Genomic DNA, 23,739 nt, shown 5'->3' on the forward strand with positions numbered 1-23,739 from the left:
CTGACGTTCTGGAGTTGAAGATGTCCCGTCCTGTGCCGAAGCCCGGCATTCTCGATATCGCGCCCTACACCCCTGGCAAGAGCCCGGTGGTGGAGCCGGGCCGCAAGACCTACAAGCTGTCGGCCAACGAGACGCCGTTCGGCCCATCGTCGCGCGCCAAGGACGCCTTTGCCACCGCTGTCGCGCATCTCGAGGATTATCCGGAAGGCACGTCGAAGGTACTGCGCGAGGCGCTCGGCCACCGCTTCGGCCTCGATCCCGCGCAGATCATCTGCGGTGCCGGCTCCGACGAAATTCTCAACCTGATTGCGCATGTCTATCTCGGCCCCGGCGACGAGGCGATTTCGACCGCACACGGCTTCCTGGTCTACCCAATCGCTACCCAGGCGAACGGCGCCACCAATGTGGTCGCTCCGGAAACCAACTTCACCTGCAACGTCGACGCGATTCTGAACTGCGTCACGCCGCGCACCAAGCTGGTGTGGCTGGCGAACCCGAACAACCCGACTGGCACCTATCTGCCGTCCGCCGAGATCAAGCGCCTGCGCGCCGGCCTGCCGGAGCACGTGCTGCTGGTGCTCGACGCCGCATACTGGGACTACGTGACCAAGGGCGACTACGACAACGGCCTGGAGCTGGCGAAGACCACCGAGAATACCGTCGCCACCTACACCTTCTCGAAGGTGCACGGCCTGGCCGCCTTGCGGATCGGCTGGATGTTCGGCCCTGCGCACATCGTCGATGCGATGAACCGGATTCGTGGGCCGTTCAACGTCTCGGCGCCGGCAATGATGGCCGCAGTGGGGGCGATCGAGGACACCGGCCATGTCGAGATGTCGCGCACATACACCGCCAAGTGGATCGGCATCCTGACCGAGGAAATCACCAAGCTCGGCATTGAGGTGACGCCAAGCGTAGCCAATTTCTTGCTGATGCATTTTCCGGCGACCGGCAAGACCGCAGCGGATGCCGATGCGTTCCTGACCAGGCGCGGGCTGGTGCTGCGCGCCGTAACCAATTACGGCCTGCCGAACTCGCTGCGCATGACCATCGGCACCGAGGAAGCCAACAGGTTGGTGATAGAGACGCTGCGTGAATTCATGGCATCGAATTCGGGGCAATGACGTGAGCGCCACGCCGCCCTTCAAACGTATCGCGCTGATCGGGCTTGGCCTGATCGGCTCGTCGCTGGCGCGCGGCATCCAGCAGCTCGGCCTTGCCGGTGAATTGGTTGCCACCGACAATTCGGCGGCCGTGCGCGCGCGCGCCGTCGAGATCAAACTCGCCGATCGCATAGCCGACGACAATGCCAGCGCGGTAAAGGATGCCGATCTCGTCATCGCCTGCGTACCCGTCGGCGTGGCGGGCGACGTGGCAAAGAGCATCGCGGCGCATCTTTCGCCTGGCGCGATCGTCTCCGACGTCGGTTCGGTGAAAGCCTCCGTGCTGCATGCGATGTCGGAATATCTGCCGGACAACATCCACTTCATTCCCGCGCATCCGGTCGCCGGCACGGAAAACTCCGGTCCGGATTCCGGCTTCGCCGAATTGTTCAGCAATCGCTGGTGCATCCTGACGCCGCCTGAGGGCGCGGATCCCGCAGCCGTCGAGAAGCTCACCGGCTTCTGGGCTGCACTCGGCGCCAATGTCGAGATCATGCAGGCCGCGCATCACGACTTGGTGCTCGCGGTCACCAGCCATCTGCCGCATCTGATCGCTTATACAATCGTAGGCACGGCCGACGAGCTCGAAGACGTCACGAGGTCGGAAGTGCTGAAGTTCTCCGCGGGCGGTTTCCGCGATTTCACCCGTATCGCAGCATCAGACCCGACCATGTGGCGCGACGTATTCCTCGCCAACAAGGACGCGGTGCTGGAAATGCTCGGTACCTTCCAGGAAGACCTGTCGAAGCTGACCCGCGCCATCCGCCGCGATGACGGCGATGCGCTGTTCGAGCATTTCACCCGGACGCGTGCGATCCGCCGCGGCATCGTGAGTATCGGTCAGGATGAAGCGGCGCCGGACTTCGGGCGCAAGCATCAGGCCCTGACGAAGAAGGACTGAGCGCAGGACCAACAGCCGTCATTGCGAGCGAAGCGAAGCAATCCAGCCTTACTTGCTTTGCGGCTTCTGGATTGCCGCGTCGCTTCGCTCCTCGCAATGACGTGGAGAGGCCGGTGAACCTCACGCCTAAAACAACGGCGGGATCTGCGCCACGCGCAGCGGCCCGAGGAACACCGCGCCATCGACGAATTTCAGCGGGAACGACCGCGCCGCTTTACCTTCCAGGACAGCCGCAGTCCCGATCGAATTGACGCCGGCGGCAAGGCCGCTGCCGGCGTTCTTGCGTACGACATTGCCGAGACCGGGGATCGCGCGATCCAGCGCACCGAGGATGTTGTTGACGTCCTGCGATTTCACGCCGGGCGCAATGCGATCCAGCGCCTCCTGAGGCACGCCCATCTCCAGCAACTTGTCGATCCCGAGGGCGGCGATAGCCTTGTCCAGCCCCGCCACGGTCATCTGCAATTCGCCGTCGAGATTGCCCGCGGCGGTCAGACCGAGCGAGCCCGTCGCCAGCGAGAGGATCTCGCCCTGCTGGACGCGCGACTGCACGATCTCGACGCGCCCACCTGCAGCCTGAAGCTCGCGGAAACGCTGCGGCCACGGCTTGGGCGAGACATCCTTGAGGCCGCTGAGCAATGCGCGGATATCGGCATCGAACGGCGCTGCGAGGATCGGATGAACATCGGCAATGCTGCCGCTCCTGATCTGCAGGGCCGTCTCGATCACCGGTTTGTCCGGCGTCGAATTCACTGCCGTGCGGCCGTGCAATTCGACCTGTTTGGCGCGCGCGGTCGGCGCCTGCACCGAGCCGGCGAAGCGGTCGAGCGACACGTCGTCGAACACGATGTCGGCGCTGTCAGGCGTACCCGGCAGACCGGTGATGCTGCTGCGGGCGGAGCTCCAATTCATCACCATCGCCGGCTGACCGCGATCGGACAGGACGGCCGGCGCGGTGAATTCGGCGACCAGGAGCCGCGGCGTGTAGATCTGCGCAACCACGACGATCTCACCGAGCTTCGCGGTGATCGGCACCTGCGTCGCATTCTGGGTGGCCGTTTGCGAGGTCAGCGAAACGCTGACACCGCTGCAGCGGACTTCGAGCCGGAACGGAAAGCCGGAGACCGAACGGTTGGCGCAATCATAGACGCGGCCAGCCGCGGCCTCGCGGGCGCGCCAGATATCGACGTTTTCGTCGACCTTGGACGCGGCATAGAACCAGAAGCCGCTCCACGCCGCCGCAAGGACGACGATGATGACGGGCAGGATGAAAATCGGCCAGAGGCGGCGCTGGGTGGGCTGTGCATATTCGGACATGGCGGGACGTAGATCGCATGATTTTGTCAAATCGGCGATCCCTTTCATGGGGTTATCCTGTCGTCGCAGGGCCACATTGCAGGAAATCAAGATCGCCCGGGCCCAAGGTTTCTGCTAGGTCGGCAGGATGACCGCGAAAATCACCGCCGAGCCCGATTCCGACAGCGATCTCTGGGTGTTCGGCTATGGCTCGCTGATGTGGCGGCCGGGCTTCGAGTTCATCGAACAGGTCCCAGCCCGGCTGATCGGCGAACATCGGGCGCTCTGCGTCTATTCCTTTGACCACCGCGGCACGCCGGAAAAGCCCGGCCTCGTGCTCGGCCTGGACCGCGGCGGCGCCTGCCGCGGCATTGCCTTTCGCGTGGCCGCCAAGCTGCGCCACGACACCATCGCCTATCTCAGGGAGCGCGAGCAGACCACCCATGTCTATCGCGAGGTCATGCGCTCGGTCTGGCTGGATGACGTGGAGCGCACCCGGGTCAGCGCGCTGGCCTATGTGGTCGATCGCGGCCATGTGCAATATGCCGGACGATTGAGCCTCAGCGAACAATTGCACTTCGTGCGGCAGGGCCACGGCCGTTCCGGGCTGAACCGCGATTACGTGCTGTCGACCGTGAAGGCCATCGAGGCCGAGGGTTTTCGCGACGCGCAGCTCCATCAGCTCGCAGCCATGCTGCACGAGTGAGATCTGTCTTGCCCTCTCCCCTTGTGGGAGAGGGTGGATCGACCGCGTTAGCGGTCGAGACGGGTGAGGGGTAGCCACAGGCTCCGCGCCCTGCGGCTACCCCTCATCCGTCGCGGCCTTCGGCCGCGCCACCTTCTCCCACAAGGGGAGAAGGGAAGATCACGACTCCTTCACCGCCACATTCGGCACGCGCCCGAAGATCGTCGCCTGCTCCGCGCGCGCCTCGGCAACGATGCGATCGGTGGCTGCCTCGATCGACGTGCTGATCGCCGCGATGAATTCCTTGCGTGGCAGGCCGGGCGGCAACGGGTCGAGAAACTCCACCACCAGCGTGCCGGGATAGCGCAGGAAAGTGCGGCGCGGCCAGAACAGGCCGGAATTCAGCGCCACCGGCAGACACGGCGCGCCGGATTTGGCGTAGATCTGCGCGACACCGGGTTTGTAATCCGGTGGTGCCTCGACAGGCCGACGCGTGCCTTCGGGAAAGATAATGAGCTGACGGCCGAGCTGGATTTCTTCGGTGGCGCGCTTAGCCATATCGATGAGCGAACGCGCCCCGCCATCACGATCGACGCCGATCATCTTCGACTTCTTGAGGTACCAGCCAAAGAACGGAATCTGCCCGAGCTCGCGCTTGTAGATGAACAGCGGCCGATCGAAGAACGGCATCAGCGCGAAGGTCTCCCACATCGATTGATGTTTCGAGGCGACCACCAGCGGCCCCGCCGGAATTTTCTCGAGACCGCGATAATCGACCCTGGTATTGCAGACGATACGCATGAGCCAGATGCTGCTGGTCGCCCACGCTTTCGCGATCGCCATGAAGGCGCGCGGCGGCATCACGAAGGTTGGAATCGCCACCAGGATCCAGAACACCAGCAGCACATAGAACAGCACGTTGTAGATCAACGAACGCACGAATATCGAAGTCATGGTGTTCCGATCAGCTCAATTGCAGTTCAATTCGCAGACGCCGTGGCCGGCCGGCGTTGCGGCGCGTCGCTCTGCTGGTCGCTGCCGGAATCCGGCATCAGATCAATGCCGATATTCGCCAGCCGCACCCGCGCTTCAGCCGCGAGATATTTGACATATTCCGATAGCAGCAACCGCAGCGTCGGGCCACTGGTCCACCACGGCTCGTCACGCCATTTGTCGCCAATCACCGAGAACGGAATCAGCTCGATATCCGGCATCTCATGTGACATTTCGACGATCGCGCGCGGCATGTGATAATTCGAGGTCACCACGATCAGCGACTTGAAGCCGCGCTCATGGACCCAGCGTTTGGTCTCCACCGCATTGCTGCGGGTATTGACGGCGGAGCGATCGAGATCAACGCAACAATCCAGCAGCCGCTGGCTGTCCGGTAGCGTGCGCGAGATATTGGCCGCACCGTTGGTGGGATGCACGCCGGAGATCAGCAACCGTTTGCCGAAGCCATTGGCGAGCAGTTCGAGCGCGTCCGCAACGCGCGACGACCCGCCGGTCAGGACCACGATGCCGTCGGCATTGGCGGATGGCTTTAATTCGCCACTGCGGAGTTGCGCAAGAAACGCAACGAAGCCGATGGCGCCGACCATGAAAGACAGCGCGAACGCGACCACGAGTGCCGCACGGATGACGCGCCGCCGCGGTGGCGCGGCGACGTGCATCCCCGTGGTGTCCTGGTCGTCGAGCAAGGTCATCGGTCTGGCGTTTGGTCCTTTGGCAGCAATCTTAGGTATTTTTCGGCGCCTTGGCGATGCCACCGCCGGTGCCTGACGCGTTACTCGATATCGTTCAGCGTCGAGAACAATGTGCGGCGCGATGCCCAGGCGGTAATTCCTGCTATCAACAGCGCCTGCCCTGCCACCGCGAGATAGCCTGACGACCGCAGCGAGAACGTCCCGAGCAATGCGGCGAACTGGTCGCCCACCGGCGTGCCGGAAAACCAGCTCGCGATCGACTCCGAAAATCCGAACATCAGCATCGCGGCACCGCCGCCAATGATACCGCCCTGCAGGCCAAGCCGCAGAAAGTGGCGGAAGAAGCGATTGGCGATATAGCGGTCGCCCGCGCCGACGAAATGCAGCACTTCGACGATCGGCCGGTTCGCCGCCATCGCGCCGCGCGTCGCAAAGGATACAGAGATAATGGTGGCGATAATAACCAGCGCAAGGATGCCGAGCCCGGCCAGCACCGTTGCCGATGTCATCGAGCGCATCCGCTCCACCCAGGCGCGATGATCGTCAACGCTGGCCGAGGGCACAGCCTGCGTCACCCGTTTGCGCAAACCAACGATATCGAGCGCCGCGCCTGGAGTGACGCGCGCAATGATCACGCGCGGCACCGGCAGGTCGTCGAGTGACAGTCCCGTGCCCAGCCACGGCTCCAGCAACTGCGCCGATTGCTCCCGGCTATAGGGCTGCACCTCGACAATCCCCGGCTGGCCGCGAATGGCATCGGTCACCGCCTGTGTATCGCGGTCGAGATCGCGGCCGCCCACCGGCTTCACCTGGATCGTGATTTCGCTGGCGACTTCCGATTGCCACTCCGACGCCGACGCGCTGATCAATAGCACTGCGCCTGTGGTGATGGAGGCGAGGAAGGTCATGATGGCGACGACGGCGACCAGCGCGCGGCCGGCGATCGAACCGCGCGGCACGATCGGGGATGCATTGCGCGCCTTCGCCGGGACCTGCGGGCGATCGGTGCCGAGGTCCATCAGCGGGCCGTGTTCTTCGCCGATTCTACTCATAGATATGCAGCCGGCCTTGATGCAGCACCATGCGCCGCGCGTCGTATTGATCCATCAATGTAATATCGTGGGTTGCGATAATCACCGCGGTGCCCGACTTGTTGAGTTCGATGAACAGCCGCAGCAGACGCCGGCCCAGCGTCGGATCGACGTTACCCGTCGGCTCGTCCGCCAGCAGCAGCATGGGCCGCGCAATCACGGCGCGCGCAATGGCGGCGCGCTGCTTCTCGCCGCCCGACAGGATCGGCGGCAGTGCGTCCATGCGGTCGCCGAGGCCCACCCATTTCAGCAGATCGATGACTTCGCGCCGGTAGCTGGACTCCTCACGCCCCATCACCCGGAACGGCAGCGCGACATTCTCATAGGTCGTCATGTGGTCGAGCAGACGGAAATCCTGCAACACGATACCGATGCGCTTGCGCAGGTCGGCGATCTCGTCCTTGCCGAGCAGCGAGATATCCTGGCCGAACAGATTGACCAGGCCGCGGGTCGGCCGCAGCGACAGGAACAGCAGGCGCAGCAACGAGGTCTTGCCGGCGCCGGAGGGACCGGTCAGAAACTGGAACGAATGCGCAGGGATCTGGAAATTGAGGTCGCGCAGAATCTCCGGGCCAAGCCCGTAGCGCAAACCAACATTTTCGAACCGGACCACATTCAGCTCCGTTCGATGGGTTCAAAAAGCCTCAAAAAGACGGTCAATTGCTTGTGCGGCCGTTATGGTTTCCGATTCGTTAACGGTCGTCTTGTAGCCTGCCGGCCATGTCATCGGCTATCGGCTCCATGCATATCGTTTGCCCCAATTGCACGACGTCCTACGCCGTGAACCCGGCCACGTTCGGCGATGCCGGACGGACGGTGCGCTGCGCCCGCTGCAAGGAAGTCTGGCTGGCGCGGCCGGAGGACCTCTCCCGTGCCGAAGCCCGTGTTCCCGCCATGGCGGCGAAGGCCAGCGAGCCCGATCCGAACGAGGACATGAGCGCCTGGGGCGTGACCGAGGATGACGACGCCTCGGCGCCAAACGTTCCGGTGGTCGAAAGCCCGTCGATTTCGGCCGACTGGCCGGTCGATGCCAATGATCGTACCGAGGAGGCCGACTGGGCCACACTGGCGCAGCACGACGCCGTGGCCGCGATGCGGGCCACTCCGCCATCGCGCCTTGCCGCGCTCCGCCGTTTCGTACCGTCGCTGCCGCGCCTGTTCGTCATGCCGAGGCACAGTCTGCCGATCGCTACCGCTGCCATGGCGTCGCTATTGCTCGCACTGGTGATCTGGCGCGTCGATCTGGTCAAGCTGATGCCGCAAACCGCGACTTTCTATCAGGCGGTCGGCCTCGACGTGAATGTGCGCGGCCTTGCCTTCAAGGACGTCAAGGTCACCACCGAGACCGTCGATGGCAAGTCGGTGTTGCTCATCGAGGGCCTGATCGTGTCAGAGACCCGCATCCCCACCGCATTGCCGCGCCTGCGTTTCGTGGTACGCGACGAGAAGGGGACTGAAATATATGGCTGGAACGCCGTGCTCGAACAGCCCGGCCTCAATCCCGGCGACAAGACATGGTTTCGATCGCGGCTGGCCTCGCCGCCGGCCGAGGGCCGCAGTATCGATGTGCGCTTCTTCAACAAGCGCGACGTCGCCGGCGCGTAAGTCTGAGGAGTTGTCGTGGCGCGTATCCTGATTGCAGATGACGAAGAATCGATGCGGCTGCTGGTCGGCCGCGCCATCGCCATGGATGGCCACGAGATCGTCACGGCCGAAGACGGCGCCGAGGCGCTGGAGATTCTCAACGAGCAGGGCGGCGCATTCGACCTGCTGCTGACCGACATCAAGATGCCTGTGATGGACGGCATCGCGTTGGCGCTGGCCGTCGCGCGCGATTTCCCCGAACTCACGATCCTGCTGATGACCGGCTATGCCGACCAGCGCGAACGCGCGACGGGCCTGAATGCGATCGTGCACGATGTGGTGACGAAACCGTTCTCGGTCGCTGATATCCGCACTGCGGTCGCGGACGCACTGGCGGTAAAGAACAAGGGATAGAGGGCTCTTTCTTATCCCTCCCCCAAGCGGCGGAGCCGCGCAGCGGGGAGGGTGGCTGGCCGAAGGCCAGACGGGTGGGGTCTCGCCCCACGTGAGAGCGCTGCTTGTGGCACCCCCACCCCGGCCTATCGGCCGACCCTCCCCGCAAGGGGGAGGGATGCTATTGCCGCCAGCGCTTCAACAGCTGCCCCTCAATAATCCTTCAGCAGCCGCTCGATATAATCCAGTTCGAGCTGCGGCCGGGTCGTGTCGCCGAGGCGACGACGCAATTCTTCCAGGATTCTCCGCACGCGCTGCACGTCGATCTCGCCGGGAATCTTCACCGTGAGGTCGTCGCCGAGTTCGCGGCCACGCAGCGGACGCCCGAGCGGATCGCTTTGCCGGCCACCGCTCTGCTGGCGGCCGGGATTGTTGCCGGGGCCGTCGTTCTGGCCTTCACCCTCGCCCTGCTGCATGGCCTGCGCGAGCTTCTGTGCGCCCTTGCGGAGCGCATCGAGCGCCTTGCCCTGCGAACCCACCGCGCCGTCGGCATTACCCTCGCCAAGCTGGCCACCGGCATCGCCCATGGCACTGTCGGCATCGCCGAGACCATCACCATCGCCGTCACCATCGGCGTCCGCCTGATCGTCGCCGCCTTGACCTTGCTGGCCTTGTTGCCCCTGCTGGCCCTTTTGCCCCTGCCCTTTTTGGCCCTTCTGACCCTGGCCCATGCCCTGCTTGGCGAGCTGGTCCTGCAGCTGCTTGAGGCGATCGCGCAGGTTTTGCTGATCCTGCTGCAGATCGCCCATACCCTGCTCGCCCTGCTTGCCGCGACGGCGCTCGTTGCGCTGGTCCTGGCCCTGCTTGAAGGTCTTGTCGCGCAACTGCTGCTGCTTGCGGATCATGTCCCCAAGCTCGTTCATCGCCTGATCCATCTCGCTGTCACCGGACTGGCCGGGCTGCGCCATCTGCAAGTTTTCCAGCATCTGCTGCATCTGTTCGAGCAACTGCTTGGCGGCGTCCTTGTCGCCGGAGCGCGACAGCCGCTCCATGCGCTCGATCATGTTGTTGAGGTCCTGCTGCCGCATCACCTTGGTGTTCTTGTCGAGCGGACGCGCCAGCTGCTGCGGATTCTGCTTCATCTGCTCGGCGAGCTGCTTCAGGAAGTTATCCAGCGCCGCGCGCAGGTTCTCGGTAAGCTTCTTGATCTCTTCGTCGCTGGCGCCGCGCTCCAGCGCCTGCTTCAGCGCGTCCTGTGCCGCCTTCAGCGCCTTGTCGACATCGGTGATGTCGCCGTCCTCGATGGTGACGGCGAGCGCCCAGAGGCTGGCGACGACTTCTTTCAGGGCCGCGTCGGTTCGGGCGCGTTCGATCTGGGTGGCAACACTGCGCAGCCCGAGATACTGACCGGCTTCCGGCGTGAAAGCTTCCGGCGCGATCATCAGGGCCTGCAGCGCGAAGGAGACCTGGCCGCGCTGATTGGCGTCGAGTGCCAGGATACGGCGCTGTTCGATCAGCGCGCGCGGCAACGGCTTGGTGAACAGCCGCTCCGGCAGCCGCATGTTGAACGGCTCGCTCTTGCCCTCGTTGCCCGACTCGTCCTTGGCCGTCAGCGTCAGCGTGACATCAGCGCCGGCATAGGGATCCTCGCTGAGATCCTTGACGGTCTGGCCGACACCGTTGCGCGTGCGCGCATTTGGCAGCACCAGCGCAAATGACGGCGCATCGAACAACGGCCGCGGCTTGGCGGCTTCCTTGATGCCATCCTTCGTCTCGGCGGGACGCGCCGCGAATTGCGCATGGGCTTCGGTAACGCCGTAGTCGTCCTCGAGCTTGTAGGACATCTGCAGCGAACCGCGCGCCTGACGCTCCGGGTCCTTGGCGAGCGCGATGGTCGGCGGACGATCGCCCGTTGCCGTGAACTTCCACTGCGGCTGGCCGGACGGCGCACGGACATGTGCTGTCCCGTCAGACGTGATGGTGAAATGCTTTTCGTTAGTGCCCTTCGGGGCTTCCGCCGTCGGCGCCACGTCAGCGACACCGCCGGTGAGAACGACATCAAGCGCACCGCCGCTGGAGCGCACGATCAGCGTCGAGCCCGACGGCACCGGCAATGCAGCGGCATCGGCAGTGGACGCATCCTTGTTGGCGGCAGACAAGATGATCGGCGGCTTGCCGGTGTAAGGCGGCGGCGTGATCCAGGCATCGACGCGCACATTCGCCGGCGCCAGCACGCCGTTCCAGTCGAACGCCGCCATGATGCGTGCGCCGCGCTCGCCACTGGCGGCAAACCAGGTGGCGAACAGCAGCACGACCACGATGGCGCGCAGCGCCCAGGGTCATGGATCGCGAGGCGCGGCGACGGCAGGCCAGCGCGGATTTTCTTGAGCGAGGCCAACGTACGCTCGCGCTGAACCAGCCACAGCGCCCGGGCCATCGGGTCCTGCGACGACAGCGTGTCGGTCAGCGCCGTTGCGGGGCGATGCGCAATCCCGGTGCCGCGATCGAGGCGCGACAGGCCCTCTTCACGCGACGGCCAGCGAAACTTCAGGAGAGGAACGAGCGTCGCCAGCGCAGCGATGACGAACAACGCAAGACCGATGGCACGCGCCGTGAAGGGAAGCGTCAGCCACAGACCGGCCCAGGACGCCACCAGAAACAACCCGACGACACTGAGCAGCCGGGCCAGATGCGGCCACCCCCGCTCCCAGCCAATCGCCAGCCGGGCACGCTGCAGCGCCTGCGCGAGCTGAAGCTGCGCCGCCGCCTGTCGATCGGCATTTGGATCGTGTGGTGGTTGTGGTCGGTCGGGGGGCGCAGCGCTCAACGACGATCTCCGATGTTACCGCACGACACACTAGCACGGCGGCGGCAATGAGGCATGGCACGGGGGCCATCCGTGCACATGCAAAGCCTGAGCCTAAGTCGATTCGGAGCGATTGGGGTCACGAAGGCGTGAGGGGTCTTTGTAAGGGAACGCCGGCCGTGCGCTCCCTCGCCCCGCTCTTGCGGGGAGAGGGTGGGGTGAGGGGCTCTTCGAGATCCGCCTACCTGCGCTTGAGCTTGAAGAGAGCCCTGGCCCCTCACCCGCCGCGAAGGCGCGGCGACCTCTCCCCGCGCAAGTGCGGGGAGAGGTAAAATCACCGCCTCACAACCAGGGCGCGGCCTTGTCCATGGCGATCAGCTGCTCGACTTCGATGCGCGGGCGGACCACCGCATACTGATCGTCCTTCACCAGCACTTCCGGGACCAGCGCGCGGGTATTGTAGGTTCCCGCCTGCACGGCGCCATAGGCGCCGGCGGTCATGATCGCGAGCAAATCGCCGGACTTCAACTCCGGCAGCTTGCGGTCGAGGGCAAGATAATCGCCGGTCTCGCAGACCGGGCCGACCACATCGACGGCCGACAGCTTTGCACCGGGTGCGGGCGCCGCTACCGGCAGGATCTCGTGATAGGCCTCGTACAAAGTCGGCCGGATCAGATCGTTCATGGCCGCGTCGATGATGACGAAGGTCTTGCCGTCACCATGCTTCACATGGATGACGCGCGCGACGAGAATGCCGGCATTGCCGACGATCATCCGGCCGGGCTCGAACATCAGCGTGCAGCCGAGATTATGCGTGACGCGCTTGACCATGGCCGCATAGGCCATCGGCTCCGGCGGCGCGGCGCGGTCCTCGTAATAGGGAATGCCGAGACCGCCGCCGAAATCGACATGCGAAATCGTGTGGCCGTCGTTGCGCAGCACGGTGACGAAATCGGCCAGGATGCGAAATGCCTGCTCCATCGGGGCGAGATCGGTGATCTGGCTGCCGATATGCATATCGACGCCGGTGACCTCAATGCCCGGCAGCTTCGCAGCGCGGGCATAGACCTCGCGTGCCTTGCTGATGGGGATGCCGAACTTGTTTTCGGACTTACCGGTGGAGATCTTGGCATGCGTGCCGGAATCGACATCGGGATTCACGCGGATCGAGATCCGCGCCGTACGGCCGGTCTCGCTGGCGATCTCCGACAGCAATGCGAGTTCAGGCTCCGACTCGATATTGAGGCAGAGAATGTCCTCATCGAGCGCCAGCCGCAGCTCGTCCGCGGTCTTGCCGACGCCGGAAAACACGATCTTCTTCGGCGGGATACCTGCGGCCAGCGCCCGCTTCAACTCACCACCGGAGACCACGTCAGCGCCCGCGCCGAGCTTGGCCAGCGTGCGCAGCACCGACTGGTTGGAATTCGCCTTCATGGCGTAGCAGACCAGCGCCTTGGTATCGGCGAAGGCGTCGGTGAAGACGCGGTAGTGCCGCTCCAGCGTTGCGGTCGAATAGCAATAGAATGGCGTGCCGACGGCATCCGCCATTTCGGCAATATCAACGCCTTCGGCGTGCAGCACGCCGTTGCGATAGTCGAAATGGCGCATGGCGAGTTAGTCCAGGATCGGATCGAGCAGGAACGGCTTCTTGCGACCACGGGTCGCCGCCGGCGGGCCCTCATCCACACCGTTCGAAGGCGCGAACACGTCCCTGCCCTTATTGGCAGCCGACTGTGCATCGGGATCCGCCGCCGGAGCGCCGGTGCCCATCGGCTGTGCGGACGCCTGTGGCGGCAGATCGAGGCCACCTTTACGGCCGCAGCCAGCCAGCGCCAAAGCAGAAGCGGTCAGAACGAGAATGGCCCATCGCGCGGACGCAGGGCGGGTCGGACAAGTCACAGCGAAATCCCCAAATGCGGGCGCACCATACAAAGATTGCCGCGCTCTGGCGAGACCCCGAAATCCATTGAATTTTCGCACGCCAAGCCCGCTCAGCCCAATTTCCGCTCTTTTTCCAGTCGCTTGAGCCAGGCCTTCGCCTGTGACGTCACATTCTTCGGCGCCGTGCCGCCATAACTGACCCGGCTCTTCACCGAGGATTCCACCGACAGCACCTTCATCACTTCTGCCGTGATCTTCGATTCCACCGCCTGCATCTCCTTCAGGTCGAGCTCATGCAACGCCACGCCCTTCTTGGTGGCGATGCCGACGATCCGGCCGGTGACGTGGTGCGCCTCGCGGAATGGCATTTTCAGCGTCCGCACCAGCCAGTCCGCCAGATCGGTGGCGGTGGCATAGCCCTCGCCAGCAGCAAGCTTCATGCGCTCCTCATTGGGCACGAGATCGCGAACCATGCCGGCAATCGCGCGGATCGCCAGCGACAGCGCCGAATAGGCCTCCATAGCGCCGGCTTTGTCCTCCTGCATGTCCTTCTGATAGGCCAGCGGCAGACCCTTCATGACAATCAACAATCCGGTGAGCGATCCGATCACGCGACCGGTCTTGGCGCGGACCAGTTCGGCCGCATCCGGATTGCGCTTCTGCGGCATGATCGAGGAGCCGGTGGTGAACTTGTCGGAGAGTCTGACGAGACCGACCAGCGGCGAGGTCCAGATCACGATCTCCTCGGCGAAGCGCGACAGATGCACGGCCGCGATGGACGCCGCCGACAGCGTCTCCAACACGAAATCGCGATCCGACACCGCATCGAGCGAATTGGCCATCGGGCGATCGAAGCCGAGCGCCTTGGCGGTGGCATGGCGGTCGATCGGGAACGACGTGCCGGCCAGCGCCGCGGCGCCGAGCGGGCTTTCATTGAGGCGCTTGCGCGCATCGGCAAAACGGCCGCGATCGCGCGACACCATTTCCACATAGGCCAGCAGATGATGACCGAAGGTCACCGGCTGCGCGGTCTGCAAATGGGTGAAGCCAGGCATGACCGTGTCGGCATGTTCCAGCGCACGATCGACCAATGCCCGCTGCAGCGACGCAAAGGCTGCGTCGATCTCGTCGATCGTATCGCGCACGAACAGCCGGAAATCGGTCGCCACCTGATCATTGCGCGAACGCGCGGTATGCAGGCGGCCGGAAGCCGGACCGATCAGCTCGCCGAGCCGGCTCTCCACATTCATGTGAATGTCTTCGAGCGCACGCTTGAATGTGAACGACCCCTTGGTGATCTCTGACAGGATCGTGTCTAGACCGCCTGCGATATTTTTCGCATCTTTCGCGGTGATAATCCCTTGCCTGGCAAGCATCGCAGCATGGGCCTTGGACGCGGTAATGTCCTGGGCATAGAGGTGGCGATCGACGTCGATGGAGACATTGATTTCCTCCATGATGGCGTCGGGGCTTTCATCGAACAGCCCGCCCCACATCTTGTTGCTCACATTGGAGCCCTTACCGTCATTGCCGGACTTGCCGTTGCCCTTGCGCGAAGCCATGAATTGTCACTCATCTTTAACCGCAGCCGACGGATCGTCCGTCGCCAACCGTTGCATAGCCCTAACTGAGACCGAATGACAAACCCTATGCCTGACCAGCCCGCCCCCCGTCCGGCCAAACGCCGCCTGATCGTGCTTGGCGCGGTGCTCGTAGGCGCCGTGGTCGGATTTGCCGCGGTATCCAATATGGATCGGCTGTGGCAACAGGCTGCGCCGGGCGATCCGACCTGTGCACCGGCCATCGCGCTGTCGAAGAAGATCGAACCGCTGGCGCGCGGCGAAGTCGCCGGCCTGACCATGGCCAGAACGCCGCTGAAATTGCCGGACCTCGCTTTCAGGGATGCCGACGGCCAGGAGAAGAAACTGTCCGACTGGCGCGGCCGGACGGTGCTGGTGAACCTGTGGGCCACCTGGTGCGTGCCCTGCCGCAAGGAAATGCCGGCCCTGAATAACCTCGAGAGCAAGCTCGGCGGCCCGGATTTCCAGGTCGTTGCAATCAATATCGACACCCGCGACGCCGAGAAGCCGAAGGCCTTTCTGAAGGACGGCGGCCTCAACCGGCTGGATTATTTCACCGACACCTCGGCCAAGGTGTTCCAGGACCTCAAGGGCATCGGCCGTGCACTGGGTATGCCGACCTCAGTGCTGATCGACGGCAAAGGCTGCGAGATCGCAACCATCGCCGGCCCCGCCGAATGGGACAGCGAAGATGCCATCAAGCTGCTGAAAGCGGCGGTGAAGCCCGCCGCAGCGAGTTTCTGAGACCGCGACATAAACGACTGCGACATACGGCCGCCTGCCCCAGCCGCGAAATCCCCCGCCATCCTGTCGGATGGACGCAATGACGTTCGTCTTGAAAACAACCGGGCTTCACGCCCGGCGCTTGTGCATGACAGCAGGGAGAAACGACCGATGGCCTATACCGACGGATTCATTGTTCCGGTGCCGAAGAAGAACCTCGCCGCCTATCGCAGCCTCGCACGCAAGGCCGGCAAGATCTGGCGCGAATACGGCGCGCTCGACTATCATGAATATGTTGCCGATGACGTCAGCGTTGGCAAATGGACCTCGTTCCCGCGCAGCGTGAAGCTGAAACCTGACGAGACCGTCGTGTTTTCCTATATCATCTACAAGTCACGCAAGGATCGCGACCGCATCAATGCGAAGGTGATGAAGGATCCGCGCCTCGCCAAGATGATGGATCCGAAGGCGATGCCGTTCGATGCCAAGCGCATGATCTATGGTGGCTTCAAGACGCTGGTTTCGGTCTGATGCAATAGTGGGAGGACGCCATGACGCCGCACGGCCATTTCAACTGGAATGAATTCGTGACGCGCGACCCCGAACGCGCCAAGCGCTTCTATCAGGAGACCATCGGCTGGACCTATCAGCCAAAGACGCTTGCGGGCGGCGGGATCTACTGGATCGCGATGATGGACGATGTGCGCGTCGGCGGCATCTTCCACGCGGAAGGTCCGGGCTACCAGAATGTCCCGGACGGCTGGATGCCATATCTGGCCGTCGATGACGTCGACGCACGGGTGAAGAAAGCGGTCGCTGCCGGCGCGACGCTGATGCGGCCGGTATTCGACATTCCCGATGTCGGCCGGCTCGCAATCCTGCTGCAGCCCGGCGGCGCCGGGATCGGCTGGATCACGCCGTTCGCGTAAGAGAAGCCGAGAGGCAGCAAGCTGCTGCCTCTCTTCTCGCTTCAAGCCACCACCTCACCGCTGCGCGACAGCGACACGAGCAGTGCGCCCGCCAGCGTCGCCGCTGCAAGATAACCAACGGAACCAAACGGGCCGAAGCCATCGACCAGAAGGCCGCCGACCACTGCGCCGACCGTGATCGCGACCTGGAAAGCCGAGACGAGCAGACCACCCGCAGATTCAGCTTCGTCCGATGCGACCCGCACCATCCACGTCTGGAAGCCAACCGGCAGCACGCCGAATGCAAAGCCCCACAGGCCCACCGCGATGCCTGCGACAAGGCCCGAACTGCCGAAAACAAGCAGAACCAGCGCGAGCACGGCGATGGCCGCAGACCCCGTGACGATCGCAAGTTTCGCACTGCGGGCGACAAGCACCCCGCCCGCGAAATTGCCGAAGAAGCCGCCGACGCCATAAGCGAGCAGGACGATTGAGATTGCAGTGACCGGAAGCTTCGGCACCTGCTCGAGGAAATGCCGGACGTAAGTGAAGCCGGCGAAGTGGCCCGAGATACTGACGGCGATCGCGATCATCACGAGCCGGACACTGGGCCGACGCATCAGCACGAACAGCGTACGCACATCCGGTGATGTGAGCGGCGGCAAGCGCGGTAACGTCAGCATCTGAAAGACAAGCACGACGGCGCTGACGGCGGCGGCCAGCAAAAACACGCTCCGCCAACCCCAGAGATCGCCGAGATATGCGCCGATCGGCGCAGCACTGACAGTGGCGATCGAAACGCCGCTGAAAATCAGCGAGATCGCGCGCGGCAGCGCCTCCGCCGGAACAAGTCGCATCGCGGTGGCGGTTGCCATCGCCCAAAAGCCGCTGAGACTGATGCCGAGCAGCACGCGGGCAAACAACAGGATCGGCAGGTTGCTCGCCGTCGCCGACAGCAGGTTGGACACGATCAGCAGCACCGTCAGCAGCCACAGGACGAGGCGGCGATCCATGGCGCGTGTCACGATGGCGGTGGCCAGCCCGGCGATGATCCCGACGAGGGAGGTCGCCGTGACCACCTGCCCGGCAGCGCCAACAGAGACACCGAGATCACTGGCGATCGGCGTGAGCAGACTGGCGGGCAGGAATTCAGCAGTGACCTGGCTGAACGCGCCAAGCATCAAGGAGACAACAGCCGCCCAGGCCGGGTTCGCCCGCTCAGTGGTTACGGGAGAAATATCGGCATCAAGTGCGGCAGTGGCGGAATCAGTCATGGCAGCCTCCAGAAGGGACACCGGAGATGGAGGTGACCTCCTGGAGTTTCCATGCTAGAAAACCCGCGATGCTTGATCATTCGTCCAGACCTGTCGTCACGCACCCCCTGACCGAAATGCTCCGGGGCTTGAAGATTGAGGGCGTCGATTACGTCCGCTGCCGCATGACCGAGCCATGGGGGCTGGTCTTCCCGGCACGGCCGAAGGCGCAATTTCACTTTGTCGCCGAGCGCGGCTGCTGGCTGCGAACTCTGGATAACGCGTGGGTCCGCCTTGAACCGGGTGATGCGGTCTTGCTGCCGCGCGGCGCGGAACACGCACTGGCCAGTTCACCCGATGCCTTCCCGGCACCAGTCGAGAATTGCCAGTTCGAGCCGGTTTGCTGCGGCATCCTCGACACCTGCAGCGGCGGCAACAGCAATGGCGAAGAAACCGTGCTGTTCGGTGCCGGTATGACCTTCAACCTCGACAGCCAGCATCCCCTGCTTCTGATGATGCCTGAGCTGATGCAGATGCACGAACTTGCCACCGACGAGCCTGCCATCCCCCATCTGCTTGAGGCCATGACGTCCGAACTGGCGCTGGATCGCGTCGGTGCCGGCGGCATGCTAACGCGGCTGGCCGATGTTGTCGCCGCGGCACTGATCCGCAACTGGGTGGAGAAAGGCTGCGGCTCTGACGGCTGGGTCGCTGCCGCGCGCGACCCCGGTATCGGGCGCGTTCTTGCTGCGATCCACCGCGATCCAACCAGGGATTGGACCGTCGAGGCGCTGGCGAACGTCATGCATGCGTCACGCTCGGCATTTGCGTTGCGCTTCGCCAATGTGGTCGGCCAGACACCGGCCCGTTACGTCGCGCAATTGCGGATGCGGGAAGCAAAGCAGTGGCTCACGCGCGACCGCCTGAAGATCGCGGTCGTCGCGCGTCGGCTTGGCTATGAATCGGAAGCCGCGTTCAGCCGTGCCTTCAAGCGCATCATTGGCGCACCGCCGAGCCATTTTCGCGCGACGCTGACTGCTGCCTCCGGCGGCGAACGGCCAGGCTCGACAGCGCCTTAAGCGGCGATATCGAGGTTGCCGCCGACGCCTGCGCCGAGATTGGCCTGGGAGGCCTGCTGGGCGCCGCCAAGCAGCGTGAGCACGGTGTTCTTCTCCATGTCGGCATTCGACTTCATGATCGAGGTCGAAATCTGCTGCTGCGTCCCCGCTGCCTTCATGGCAAGCGCGCTGGCAACCAAGGCCATATCCATCAGAAACACTCCGTAACGTCGTACCGCCGGTATAGCGATGCGGGGTTAACGAATGTTGACCTCGTGCAACAGTCAGCCGGCATTCGCCCGAAATGCCGCACCCAGCGTGCGCAGCGCGCCGCGGGCCCTCGCGTCAGTGAGGCTGGAATGCAGCATCGTCTCTGCATCCTGCAATTTCGGCAGACCGAGGCGCGGGCCGAGATCGATGCTGCCGGCGGGAGCAACACGGCGGACCAGCGCACCAACGGCGAGACCGGCGGAGATCGCCGCGCCGATGGTCGCAACACCGCCACCAACGAAGGCTTCGGTCCACGGAATACCAGCCCCATCGAGCGCCGCAATCGCCGCCGAACGGACCGTACATGGCGCGGATTGCGCCGCGAGTCGCAGCGGCTCACCGGGCGCGTGCCGAAAATCCAGTGTGCCCATCCAGCCAAATGGTTCTTCCATCAAGACCTCGCCGTCACCACGTCGCCTGTCGATGCGCAACACGATCGCCGCGTCGAGATCGCCAGCGTCATAGGCCGACAGCAGGACCCGTGATGACTCGATACGCAATTCGATCACCAAGGACGGATCGGTCGCGCTCATGCGTTTCAATACGTCGGCCAGATCGGCGCCGACGAGATGATGGCTGATCCCCACCACGAGACGCCGGCGCTCCGCAGCGAATGAGCCAATGGCCGACTGATGTGCCGCGACGAGATTTCGCGCGGAGGCCAGAAAAGCCGCCCCCTCGGCTGACAGGCGCACCAGCCGCGGCGTTCGCTCCAGCAGGCGCTTGCCCAGCCCGCTTTCCAGCCGCTTGATCTTCAGGCTGATCGCCGACTGCGTGCTGCCCATCGCCTCGGCGGCGCGGGTGAAGCTGGTGAGATCGGCCACCAGCACGAAGGCCTGCACGGCCTCGATATCGAGCGCTTTCATCGACCAATCATTTCAATACGACATCATTGAAATATTATTTCATACGATTTTCCAATGATCAATATGGGATTAGGTTTGCTGCATCGGATTTGAACGACAGGAGACCACCATGCCGCTGGTTCGCATTTCACTGAAGAAGGGCAAGCCCGCCGCCTATCGGGAGGCGATCGCCGACGGTGTCTATCAGGCGCTGCGCGAGACCTTCAACGTCCCGGAGGGCGACCGTTTCGTCACCATCTCGGAGCACGAGGATGGCACTTTCATCTATGATCCGAATTATCTCGGCATTCGCCGGACCGATGACCTCGTCATCATCCAGCTGACGGTGAGTAACACCCGTCCTCGTGAGCAGAAGCAGGCGCTCTACAAACGGATCGTCGAGAAGCTGACTGACAGACCGGGCCTGCGGCCCGAGGACGTTTTCATCAATCTCGTCGAGGTGCTGCCGGAGAACTGGTCGTTCGGTAACGGCGTGGCGCAGTACGTGACATGATTACGCAGCGCGAGACATTGATGGCGCATCTGTGCGGAGTCGGCATGGGCATGGCGACGATCGTCGGGATGGTACCGGCGACGGTGAGCTTGATGCGGATGTTGGTTTAACTTGGCCGTGAGGCGAACTACACACACCGTTGTCATTCGCGGGCTTGACCCGCGGATCCATCCTTCTTTGTTGCATGCGTAAAGGTGGATTGCCGGGTCAAGCCCGGCAATGACAGCGTTCTATCGTAAAAAAGACGGGCGCTTCGCCTTAGCGCGTCGGGATCGGCTTCTCGCCGCGGTAGTCGTAGAAACCGCGCTGTGTCTTGCGACCGAGCCAGCCGGCTTCGACATATTTCACCAGCAGCGGGCACGGCCGATACTTGGAGTCGGCAAGGCCTTCATGCAGCACCTGCATGATCGACAAGCACGTATCGAGGCCGATGAAGTCGGCGAGTTCGAGCGGGCCCATCGGGTGATGCGCACCCAGCTTCATCGCGGCATCGATGGCTTCGACATTGCCGACGCCTTCATACAGCGTGTAGATCGCCTCGTTGATCATCGGCAACAGGATGCGGTTGACGATGAAGGCCGGGAAATCTTCCGAGACGGCGATCTGCTTGCCTAGCTTGGTGACGAATTCCTTGGACGCGTCGAAGGTCGCGTCATCGGTGGCAATACCGCGGATCAGTTCGACCAGCTCCATCACCGGCACCGGATTCATGAAGTGAATGCCGATGAACTTCTCGGGACGGTCGGTCGATGCCGCAAGACGCGTGATCGAGATCGACGACGTGTTCGAAGCAATGATCGCGTCCGGCTTCAAGACAGTACAGAGATCGTGGAAAATCTTGCGCTTGACCTCTTCCTTCTCGACCGCGGACTCGATCACGAGATCGCAATCGGCAAGACCGTCCATCGAGTCCGACGAGGTGATGCGATCCAGCGCCTGCTTGCGCGCGTCTTCGGTGATGATCTTCTTCGACACCTGACGCGACAGGTTGCCGTTGATCGTCGCCATGGCAGACTTCAGGCGGTCGGCAGAGACATCGTTCAGCACAACATCGAGGCCACCCAATGCAGCCACATGCGCAATGCCATTGCCCATCTGGCCCGAGCCGATCACGCCGACTTTCTTGATCATAACCGCCATCTTGCTTGTCATCTCTGGGAACACGCCGCCCGCGCATGCCGCGTTCGGAAAGCTATCTTTACATAAAATATCGGCCGGAGTCAGTCACTCCGGCCGATGTCGTTAATTGAGGCGCAAAGCCCTAATTCAGCAAGGCCTTATTTGCCAAATCCTTGCCTGCCGGGGCCTCTACTTGCCGAGTGCTTCGGTCAGCTCCGGCACGGCCTGGTAGAGATCGGCGACCAGGCCGTAATCGGCAACCTGGAAGATCGGCGCGTCTTCGTCCTTGTTGATCGCGACGATCACCTTGGAGTCCTTCATGCCGGCGAGATGCTGGATCGCGCCGGAAATGCCGATAGCGATATACAGCTCCGGAGCCACGACCTTGCCGGTCTGGCCGACCTGCCAGTCGTTCGGGGCATAACCAGCATCTACCGCGGCGCGCGACGCGCCGACACCGGCGCCGAGCTTGTCGGCGAGCGGTTCGATGTATTTGGCGAAGTTCTCGCGGCTCTGCATGGCACGGCCACCGGACACGATGATCTTCGCCGAGGTCAGTTCCGGACGATCGCTCTTGGCCATGTCCTCGCCGACGAAGGTCGACAGACCGGGATTCTCGGCCGTCTTGGCGTCTTCCACTGCCGCGCTGCCGCCTTCACCGGCTGCACCGAAGGTCGAGGTACGCACCGTAATGACCTTCTTGGCATCCTTGGACTTCACGGTCTGGATCGCGTTACCGGCATAGATCGGACGCTCATAGGTGTCAGGCGCAATCACCTTGGTGATTTCCGACACCTGCATCACGTCGAGCAGGGCGGCGACGCGCGGCATCACGTTCTTCGAGCGCGTGGTCGCAGCGGCGATCAGCACGTCATAGGCGGGCGCCAGCGACACGATCAGCGCGGCCAGCGGCTCGGCGAGGTCGTGGGCATAGGAGGCGTCGTCGGCGAGCAGCACCTTGGTGACGCCTTGCAGCTTGGCGGCAGCTTCCGCGGCCGGCTTCGCATTCTGGCCGGCAACGAGGATATGCACCTCGCCGCCGATCTGGGTCGCGGCGGTAAGCGCCTTGTTGGTGGAATCCTTCAGGGTGGCGTTGTCGTGATCGGCAAGCAGCAATGTCGGCATTAGAGCACCCCGGCTTCAGTCTTGAGTTTCGATACCAGTTCGGCAACGTCCTTGACCTTGACGCCGGCCTTGCGGCCGCCCGGTTCGCTGGTCTTGATGATCTCGAGACGCGGAGAGATATCGACGCCGTAACCATCGGCGGTCTTCTCGTCGATCGGCTTCTTCTTCGCCTTCATGATGTTCGGCAGCGATGCGTAGCGCGGCTCGTTCAGACGAAGGTCGGTAGTCACGATCGCCGGTCCCTTGAGCTTGACGGTCTGCAGGCCGCCATCGACTTCACGGGTCACGGTGACGGCGTCGCCCTCGATCACGAGCTTGTTGGCGAAGGTCGCCTGCGGCCAGCCGAGCAGCGCGGCCAGCATCTGGCCGGTCTGGTTGGCGTCGTCGTCGATCGCCTGCTTGCCGAGGATCACCAGGCCCGGCTTTTCCTCATCGGCGACGGCCTTGAGGATCTTCGCCACGGCGAGCGGCTCGACAGTGCCTTCAACCTTGACGAGGATGCCACGGTCGGCACCCATCGCGAGGCCGGTGCGGAGGGTTTCGGACGCCTGTGCGGGACCGATCGACACCACCACCACCTCGGTTGCCTTGCCGGCCTCTTTCAGGCGCAGGGCTTCCTCGACAGCGATTTCGTCGAACGGATTCATCGACATCTTGACGTTGGACAGTTCGACGCCCGATCCGTCGCTCTTGACGCGAACCTTGACGTTGTAATCGACCACCCGTTTGACCGCGACCAGAACCTTCATCGATCCTCTTTCGTGTGAGTTTTATTGTTTCAGAGCTTGCTCGGAAGCTTGGGCGCGGAACCTAAAGCCCCTGCCACACGGGGTCAACG

The 23,739-nt window shown here is 63.4% G+C and carries 24 protein-coding genes and 1 pseudogene; 10 read left to right on the plus strand and 15 right to left on the minus strand.

The genetic code is table 11. The features are described 5' to 3' along the window. Positions 1–20: 20 nt before the first annotated feature. Positions 21–1,124, plus strand: a complete 1,104-nt coding sequence (gene hisC / locus RSO67_RS14395) for a histidinol-phosphate transaminase (protein ID WP_315843992.1) — start codon at positions 21–23, stop codon at positions 1,122–1,124. Position 1,125: 1 nt separating this feature from the next. Continuing rightward, entirely contained in the window at positions 1,126–2,064 is a 939-nt protein-coding gene (locus RSO67_RS14400; RefSeq protein WP_315843993.1) for a prephenate/arogenate dehydrogenase family protein, read from the plus strand. 126 nt (positions 2,065–2,190) lie between these two features. On the opposite strand, the gene RSO67_RS14405 is transcribed toward RSO67_RS14400, so the two are convergent. Further along, positions 2,191–3,381 carry a DUF2125 domain-containing protein gene (locus RSO67_RS14405; protein ID WP_315844251.1) on the minus strand — a complete coding sequence of 397 codons (1,191 nt, stop codon included), beginning with the start codon at positions 3,379–3,381 and terminating at the stop codon, positions 2,191–2,193. 127 nt (positions 3,382–3,508) lie between these two features. Here RSO67_RS14405 and RSO67_RS14410 point away from each other — a divergent pair, with 127 nt between their 5' ends. Next, positions 3,509–4,066 (plus strand): gamma-glutamylcyclotransferase, encoded by a 558-nt coding sequence (locus tag RSO67_RS14410; protein ID WP_089267609.1) that lies wholly within the window; start codon positions 3,509–3,511, stop codon positions 4,064–4,066. 159 nt (positions 4,067–4,225) lie between these two features. Here RSO67_RS14410 and RSO67_RS14415 read toward each other — a convergent pair whose 3' ends face one another. From RSO67_RS14415 to ftsE, 4 genes are all read right to left on the minus strand, one after another. Beyond that, on the minus strand, positions 4,226–4,999 hold the full coding sequence (locus RSO67_RS14415; RefSeq protein WP_315843994.1) for a lysophospholipid acyltransferase family protein: 774 nt from the start codon (positions 4,997–4,999) through the stop codon (positions 4,226–4,228). Between the two features lie 26 nt (positions 5,000–5,025). Further along, a complete protein-coding gene (locus tag RSO67_RS14420) occupies positions 5,026–5,751 on the minus strand; it encodes a YdcF family protein (protein ID WP_315843995.1) in 726 nt (241 codons plus the stop codon). Between the two features lie 80 nt (positions 5,752–5,831). Continuing rightward, on the minus strand, positions 5,832–6,803 hold the full coding sequence (locus RSO67_RS14425; protein WP_315843996.1) for an ABC transporter permease: 972 nt from the start codon (positions 6,801–6,803) through the stop codon (positions 5,832–5,834). After that, positions 6,796–7,455, minus strand: a complete 660-nt coding sequence (gene ftsE / locus RSO67_RS14430) for a cell division ATP-binding protein FtsE (protein WP_068729180.1) — start codon at positions 7,453–7,455, stop codon at positions 6,796–6,798. Before ftsE ends, RSO67_RS14425 begins: the two co-directional genes overlap by 8 nt. Positions 7,456–7,583: 128 nt before the next feature. On the opposite strand from ftsE, the gene RSO67_RS14435 reads away from it, so the two are divergent. Next, a complete protein-coding gene (locus RSO67_RS14435; RefSeq protein ID WP_315843997.1) occupies positions 7,584–8,447 on the plus strand; it encodes an MJ0042-type zinc finger domain-containing protein in 864 nt (287 codons plus the stop codon). Positions 8,448–8,462: 15 nt separating this feature from the next. After that, complete coding sequence (locus tag RSO67_RS14440) at positions 8,463–8,840, plus strand: response regulator (protein WP_315843998.1); 378 nt, start codon at positions 8,463–8,465, stop codon at positions 8,838–8,840. Positions 8,841–9,031: 191 nt separating this feature from the next. Here RSO67_RS14440 and RSO67_RS14445 read toward each other — a convergent pair. The 4 genes and pseudogenes from RSO67_RS14445 to argH form a co-directional block, all read right to left on the minus strand. Beyond that, positions 9,032–11,646: pseudogene (locus RSO67_RS14445) on the minus strand (TIGR02302 family protein). Between the two features lie 321 nt (positions 11,647–11,967). Further along, the gene (gene lysA, locus RSO67_RS14450) at positions 11,968–13,233 is read right to left on the minus strand and encodes a diaminopimelate decarboxylase (RefSeq protein WP_315843999.1); all 1,266 of its coding nucleotides are present in this window, start codon (positions 13,231–13,233) and stop codon (positions 11,968–11,970) included. A gap of 6 nt (positions 13,234–13,239) precedes the next feature. Continuing rightward, positions 13,240–13,524, minus strand: coding sequence for an LPS translocon maturation chaperone LptM (gene lptM, locus RSO67_RS14455; protein WP_089267832.1), 285 nt, complete (start codon positions 13,522–13,524; stop codon positions 13,240–13,242). Positions 13,525–13,616: 92 nt separating this feature from the next. Next, the gene (gene argH / locus RSO67_RS14460; protein ID WP_315844252.1) at positions 13,617–15,014 is read right to left on the minus strand and encodes an argininosuccinate lyase; all 1,398 of its coding nucleotides are present in this window, start codon (positions 15,012–15,014) and stop codon (positions 13,617–13,619) included. 141 nt (positions 15,015–15,155) lie between these two features. On the opposite strand from argH, the gene tlpA reads away from it, so the two are divergent. The 3 genes from tlpA (at position 15,156) to RSO67_RS14475 (ending at position 16,738) form a co-directional block, all read left to right on the plus strand. Next, positions 15,156–15,830, plus strand: coding sequence for a thiol:disulfide interchange protein TlpA (tlpA, locus tag RSO67_RS14465; RefSeq protein ID WP_315844000.1), 675 nt, complete (start codon positions 15,156–15,158; stop codon positions 15,828–15,830). Positions 15,831–15,980: 150 nt separating this feature from the next. Continuing rightward, complete coding sequence (locus RSO67_RS14470) at positions 15,981–16,340, plus strand: DUF1428 domain-containing protein (RefSeq protein WP_315844001.1); 360 nt, start codon at positions 15,981–15,983, stop codon at positions 16,338–16,340. A 20-nt stretch (positions 16,341–16,360) separates the two neighbouring features. After that, positions 16,361–16,738, plus strand: coding sequence for a VOC family protein (locus RSO67_RS14475; RefSeq protein WP_315844002.1), 378 nt, complete (start codon positions 16,361–16,363; stop codon positions 16,736–16,738). A 41-nt stretch (positions 16,739–16,779) separates the two neighbouring features. Here the strand turns inward: RSO67_RS14475 and RSO67_RS14480 are convergent, their stop codons facing one another. After that, complete coding sequence (locus tag RSO67_RS14480; RefSeq protein ID WP_315844003.1) at positions 16,780–17,991, minus strand: MFS transporter; 1,212 nt, start codon at positions 17,989–17,991, stop codon at positions 16,780–16,782. Between the two features lie 68 nt (positions 17,992–18,059). On the opposite strand from RSO67_RS14480, the gene RSO67_RS14485 reads away from it, so the two are divergent. Then, the gene (locus tag RSO67_RS14485; protein ID WP_315844004.1) at positions 18,060–19,049 is read left to right on the plus strand and encodes an AraC family transcriptional regulator; all 990 of its coding nucleotides are present in this window, start codon (positions 18,060–18,062) and stop codon (positions 19,047–19,049) included. On the opposite strand, the gene RSO67_RS14490 is transcribed toward RSO67_RS14485, so the two are convergent. Both RSO67_RS14490 and RSO67_RS14495 read right to left on the minus strand, forming a co-directional pair. After that, complete coding sequence (locus tag RSO67_RS14490; RefSeq protein WP_089267620.1) at positions 19,046–19,240, minus strand: putative motility protein; 195 nt, start codon at positions 19,238–19,240, stop codon at positions 19,046–19,048. The two genes, RSO67_RS14485 and RSO67_RS14490, sit on opposite strands and share 4 nt — an antisense overlap. A gap of 72 nt (positions 19,241–19,312) precedes the next feature. Then, a complete protein-coding gene (locus RSO67_RS14495) occupies positions 19,313–20,164 on the minus strand; it encodes a LysR family transcriptional regulator (RefSeq protein WP_089267621.1) in 852 nt (283 codons plus the stop codon). 109 nt (positions 20,165–20,273) lie between these two features. Between RSO67_RS14495 and RSO67_RS14500 the strand changes: the two genes are divergently transcribed. Continuing rightward, positions 20,274–20,657 (plus strand): tautomerase family protein, encoded by a 384-nt coding sequence (locus tag RSO67_RS14500; RefSeq protein ID WP_315844005.1) that lies wholly within the window; start codon positions 20,274–20,276, stop codon positions 20,655–20,657. Between the two features lie 258 nt (positions 20,658–20,915). Here RSO67_RS14500 and RSO67_RS14505 read toward each other — a convergent pair whose 3' ends face one another. The 3 genes from RSO67_RS14505 to RSO67_RS14515 form a co-directional block, all read right to left on the minus strand. After that, positions 20,916–21,797 (minus strand): 3-hydroxybutyryl-CoA dehydrogenase, encoded by an 882-nt coding sequence (locus RSO67_RS14505; RefSeq protein ID WP_315844006.1) that lies wholly within the window; start codon positions 21,795–21,797, stop codon positions 20,916–20,918. 168 nt (positions 21,798–21,965) lie between these two features. Next, entirely contained in the window at positions 21,966–22,901 is a 936-nt protein-coding gene (locus RSO67_RS14510; protein WP_089267623.1) for an electron transfer flavoprotein subunit alpha/FixB family protein, read from the minus strand. Next, positions 22,901–23,650 carry an electron transfer flavoprotein subunit beta/FixA family protein gene (locus RSO67_RS14515; protein ID WP_315844007.1) on the minus strand — a complete coding sequence of 250 codons (750 nt, stop codon included), beginning with the start codon at positions 23,648–23,650 and terminating at the stop codon, positions 22,901–22,903. Before RSO67_RS14515 ends, RSO67_RS14510 begins: the two co-directional genes overlap by 1 nt. Positions 23,651–23,739 lie beyond the last annotated feature (89 nt).

The sequence above is a fragment of the Tardiphaga sp. 709 genome (assembly GCF_032401055.1).
In the GTDB taxonomy this organism is placed as follows: domain Bacteria; phylum Pseudomonadota; class Alphaproteobacteria; order Rhizobiales; family Xanthobacteraceae; genus Tardiphaga.